Annotated in this window: 4 protein-coding genes and 1 pseudogene; 2 read left to right on the top strand and 3 right to left on the bottom strand. The window is 64.1% G+C overall.

The window, feature by feature from the left end:
- A partial coding sequence (locus ABY44_RS29150; protein WP_431642860.1) for a hypothetical protein occupies positions 1-190 on the top strand: 190 nt, incomplete at its 5' end.
- 398 nt (positions 191-588) lie between these two features.
- Here ABY44_RS29150 and ABY44_RS29145 read toward each other — a convergent pair.
- Genes ABY44_RS29145 through ABY44_RS29135 form a run of 3 tightly spaced genes read right to left on the bottom strand, consistent with a single transcriptional unit; the run spans position 589 to position 2,970 of the window.
- Positions 589-873 carry a hypothetical protein gene (locus ABY44_RS29145; protein ID WP_234743359.1) on the bottom strand — a complete coding sequence of 95 codons (285 nt, stop codon included), beginning with the start codon at positions 871-873 and terminating at the stop codon, positions 589-591.
- Between the two features lie 19 nt (positions 874-892).
- Positions 893-2,284 (bottom strand): sensor histidine kinase, encoded by a 1,392-nt coding sequence (locus tag ABY44_RS29140; protein ID WP_034178691.1) that lies wholly within the window; start codon positions 2,282-2,284, stop codon positions 893-895.
- Positions 2,285-2,295: 11 nt separating this feature from the next.
- Positions 2,296-2,970, bottom strand: coding sequence for a response regulator transcription factor (locus ABY44_RS29135; RefSeq protein WP_034178690.1), 675 nt, complete (start codon positions 2,968-2,970; stop codon positions 2,296-2,298).
- 217 nt (positions 2,971-3,187) lie between these two features.
- Here ABY44_RS29135 and ABY44_RS29130 point away from each other — a divergent pair.
- Positions 3,188-3,485 (top strand): annotated as a pseudogene (locus ABY44_RS29130) (DUF4148 domain-containing protein).
- Positions 3,486-4,069 lie beyond the last annotated feature (584 nt).

The following is a 4,069-nucleotide window of genomic DNA, read 5'->3' as shown; positions in this document are numbered from 1 at the left end:
GAGCCACTCCCTCTTCCACCGTGATGCAGTGACATCGGCGTCGTTCAGAACACTCAAGCACAAGATCAGTTGCAGGATACGCAAGGTGGTGCTAATTCAGGAGCCATTCGTGCTCGGCCTCGTCGCTGACGCGTTCGAAGGCGGCGTCCAGTCTGCCCCCGGTCGCCCTACCCGGCTGCCTTGGCTCTAATGTGCTGGCGACCGGATCTGCGAGGAAACGTCGACGCAGGCGATATACGGTGGTGCAGTGAACGCCTAATAGCTGTGCTGCTCGTTCAGCCTGCTGTCGGGAAAGCACGCCGTTGCCAAGCGGTCGAAGCACGGACACAATCTTCGCTGCTCTAGCGGCCCGCTCGTCGATCGAAGCCATATGGATTCCTATCAATCCACGCGAAACGTTTGCTAGCAGTATTAAGGAACACATGCAACGTGCTAGCAACGTTAGTGAACATTGGCCAAATTTCTGTTGCAGAAACGCAACGGCTAAGCCGCCGCCAGAAAACTTCAAAAAGCCCCTGTTCGCCGAGGCTTCTTTGAGAATTTCCGCTAGCAACGTTTCTGAACGCGGCTAGCACTAGTAATGAACGCCTACAGCAGCATCCGCGCACGCTGCGCGGGTGTTGCGCCCGTGACGATCGCGGCAATCGTCGCGCCGCCGGCCGATACGACGAGTCGCGGCAATCCGGCGAGGATCGCCGGGTCGGCCGCCGCATCGGGTACAGCAATCACGATGGCGTCGAACCGGTCCTGGGTCGCCGCGAAGCAGCCGTCGCGCCATCCGTCGACACGCTCGACGCCGTGCACGCTCTCGCGAAACGCCTTGTCGAGCCGCGCGGCCTCCGGTGTCGGCGGTGCAATCAGCAGGATGCGCATCGTTCGGTTTCCTGCGCCGTCATGCGAGCGAGCGCGGCCAGCATTCGACCGTAATCACCGCGCCGGCCGGCTGCCCATCGCCAATCCGCAGCGCGAAACCGTGCACGCGCATCACGGCCGACACGATGCTCAACCCGAGCCCCGACCCGTTCACATGGCGCGTACGCTCGCCGCGATAGAAGCGCTCGAGCACGGCGTCGCGCTCGCCCGTCGGAATGCCGGGACCGGTGTCCTCGAACCGCACGAGCGGGCCGTTCGGTGTCGTGTGGAGCACGACGCGCACACGTCCTCCCGGCGGTGTGAATTTGATCGCGTTATCCGCGAGATTGCTGAACGCTTCGAACAGCAATGCACGGTCGCCATGAATGCCGTCGACCGGTGCCGCGTGGAGCGCGAACGACACGTCGACGGCTTCGGCCAGCGGCTCGTAGAGGTCGCACACGTCGCGCAGCAATGCCGCGACGTCGACCTCGGCAAAGCCGCCGCGCCGGCTCAGCGTGCCGATCTCGGAGATGCGCAGCATCGCGCGAAAGCGTTCGAGCAGCCGGTCGGTTTCGTCGCGCGCAGACGCCAGCAGTGCCGCCGACGCTGGATCATCCGCGCAGAACGGCTGATCGGCCAGCCGCGCCAGCATCGTGTGGACACGCGCGAGCGGCGTGCGCAGGTCGTGCGCGATGCCGTCGCAGGTATGGCGCACCTCGCCCATCAGCCGCTCGACCTCGTCGAGCATGTGGTTCACGAGATGCGCGAGCAGATCGAGTTCGTCGTAGCGGCCAACCGGCAACCGCTTGCCGAGATCGCCCTCGGCGATCTGCCGCGTGACGCGCCGGATCGCGGCGACGCGGCGCATCTGCCGCATGCCGAGCATGCTGCCGCCTGCAATGCCGGCGATCAGGATCATCACGCCGCCGATCACGAGCCCGCGGATCGCGACATCGCGGATCTGGATGAAATGCGACAGGTCGCGCGCGACGACCAGCGTCATCCCGTTGTCGCGACGCATGGCCATCGCGCGCGTAATCGGCGCGGGCTGTCCGTCGAGCGGCGCGAGCGTGCGGTTCAGCGTGCGTCCATCGCGATCCGTGCGCAGCGCGGGCAGTGTCGCGATGTCTCCTGCCACACGGCGACCGGCCGCGTCAAACAGCCCGTAGAAACTCGTATGCATGTGCTCGTGCTCGAGCCGCCGGTGAATCGCGAGCGGCAGTTCGGCATCGGGGATCGAATCGAAATAGATCAGCTGCCACGCGAGCACCTCGTCGGTGTCGCGCGTCATCGTGTGCGTCGCGGCGACGTTGATCACGCCCGCGAGCAGCAGCAGCGACACCGAGAAGATGGCCGCGTACGCGCACAGCCAGCGGAACGTCGTCGTATGCCAGCGGCGTGTGAAATTCGCCGCGCGAGCCGCGTCCATTCCCGCCTCCGTCACGCGAGTATGTAGCCCGAGCCGCGCACCGTCCGGATCATCGGTTGCGCGCTGGGCGGATCGATCTTCTTGCGCAGCCGGCCCATGTGGACGTCGATCAGGTTGGTGCCCGGATCGAAGTGATAACCCCACACGGTCTCGAACAGCATCGTGCGCGTGATCGTCTGGCCCGCGTTGCGCATCATGAATTCGAGCACGCGGAATTCGGTCGGCAGCAGCGGAATCTCGCCGCCGCCGCGGCGCGCGCAGCGCGAAATGAGGTCGAGCTCGAGTGTGCCTACCTTCAGCAGCGTCTGCTGCGGGACGCCCGATGCCTGGCGGCGGCGCAGCAGCACCTCGATGCGCGCACTCAGCTCGCCGGAATCGAACGGCTTCGTCAGGTAATCGTCGCCGCCCGCGCGCAGCCCGCGGATGCGCTCGTCGACGTCGCCGAGCGCGCTCAGCATCAGCACCGGCGTATCGATGCCCACCGTGCGCATCGCGGTCAGGATCGCGAGGCCGTCCGGGCCTGGCAGCATCCGGTCCAGCGTGATCGCGTCGTACGATGCGCTCATCGCGCGCATCATCCCTTCGCGGCCGTTGTCGATCCAGTCGACCTCGAATCCGCGCGCAGTGAGTTCGCCGACGATTTCGTTCGCGGTCACCGCATCGTCTTCGACCGTCAGTACTCGCATGCCTGTCCTCGCAATGAACTTCAATACGGGCGCACACCTTGCGCCCGCGACTATCGTAGACGACACGATCGCCGCCCGGCGTTACATGAAAATAGCTTCATCCGGCACCACATGCACTGGCGTGAAACAAGTTTCATCCGTGCGTCGCCCGCGTCGTCGCGCGATCGGCCTACGCTGACGTCATGCGGCATCGGGCCGCGAAAACAGGAGCCACCGGATGAAACTTTCGACTACCACCGCCTGCATGCATGCTCGCATGCGCCAGCACCGCCGCGTTCGCGGCACCGCACCTGACGCCACAGGAATGCAACGCTTACCCGTTCGTTCACACTCAGCGCGAGGTCACGCATGCGGACCTGGTGCGCGAGCTGATCGAACTCGAACAGGTTGGCTATAACCCCGCGCACAGCGGCCCGTACTACCCGGACGATCTTGACGAGGCGAATCGCCGGCTCGCCACCGAGTACCGTACGGACTGTACACATGCACTGACGGCCGACGCAAACCCGCACTGAACGACTGCTCGGCACGGCCGCCAAAGCGACAAGACGGCGCGCTCGTGCCGCCTTGTATTCGTGGGTATTCTTGAACACGAAGCCCTGCACGATGATATCGATGCACTCGTCATCGTTCCTGATCGCCAACTCTGCTGCTTAGGGATACCGCGCATCGGCCAGTCAGCCTCAACGCCTAGTCTTTCGAGCCACGGCTCTTTCCGCAGAACTACGCGCGAGAGGAGCAAGCTTACCGTCGCAGCCCCCGGCCTCTCCATTGCGACATAAAAGCCAAGCACACATCTCGTAGCAACGTCGAGAGCCACAGACAGCCACGGTCGACCGATAATCTGTCCGTCCAGTTCGCTAACGAGCAGGATGTCCGCTTGCGTGTGATCAACCTGCACGATATCTAACGGATGTCGGACCTGGAATGTGCCAGGGGCAACTGCAGCGTTCGGGAGGGCAGCTCGTGCCAAAGCATCCTGCTCGCGATAGGAGAGCCACCGTCGAGCTATTGTTGACCTGCTTGGAGGCGATAGACCTGCAACGCTGCAGCGACGTTTCACCTCAAGTACAAGATCAGTTGCAGGATGCGCAAGGTG

This window comes from Burkholderia sp. ZZQ-2, from assembly GCF_050768715.1.
Classification (GTDB): Bacteria; Pseudomonadota; Gammaproteobacteria; order Burkholderiales; family Burkholderiaceae; genus Burkholderia; species Burkholderia cepacia.
The sequence above is the reverse complement of the archived record's forward strand: the minus strand, read 5'-3'. Positions and strand labels throughout refer to the sequence as shown.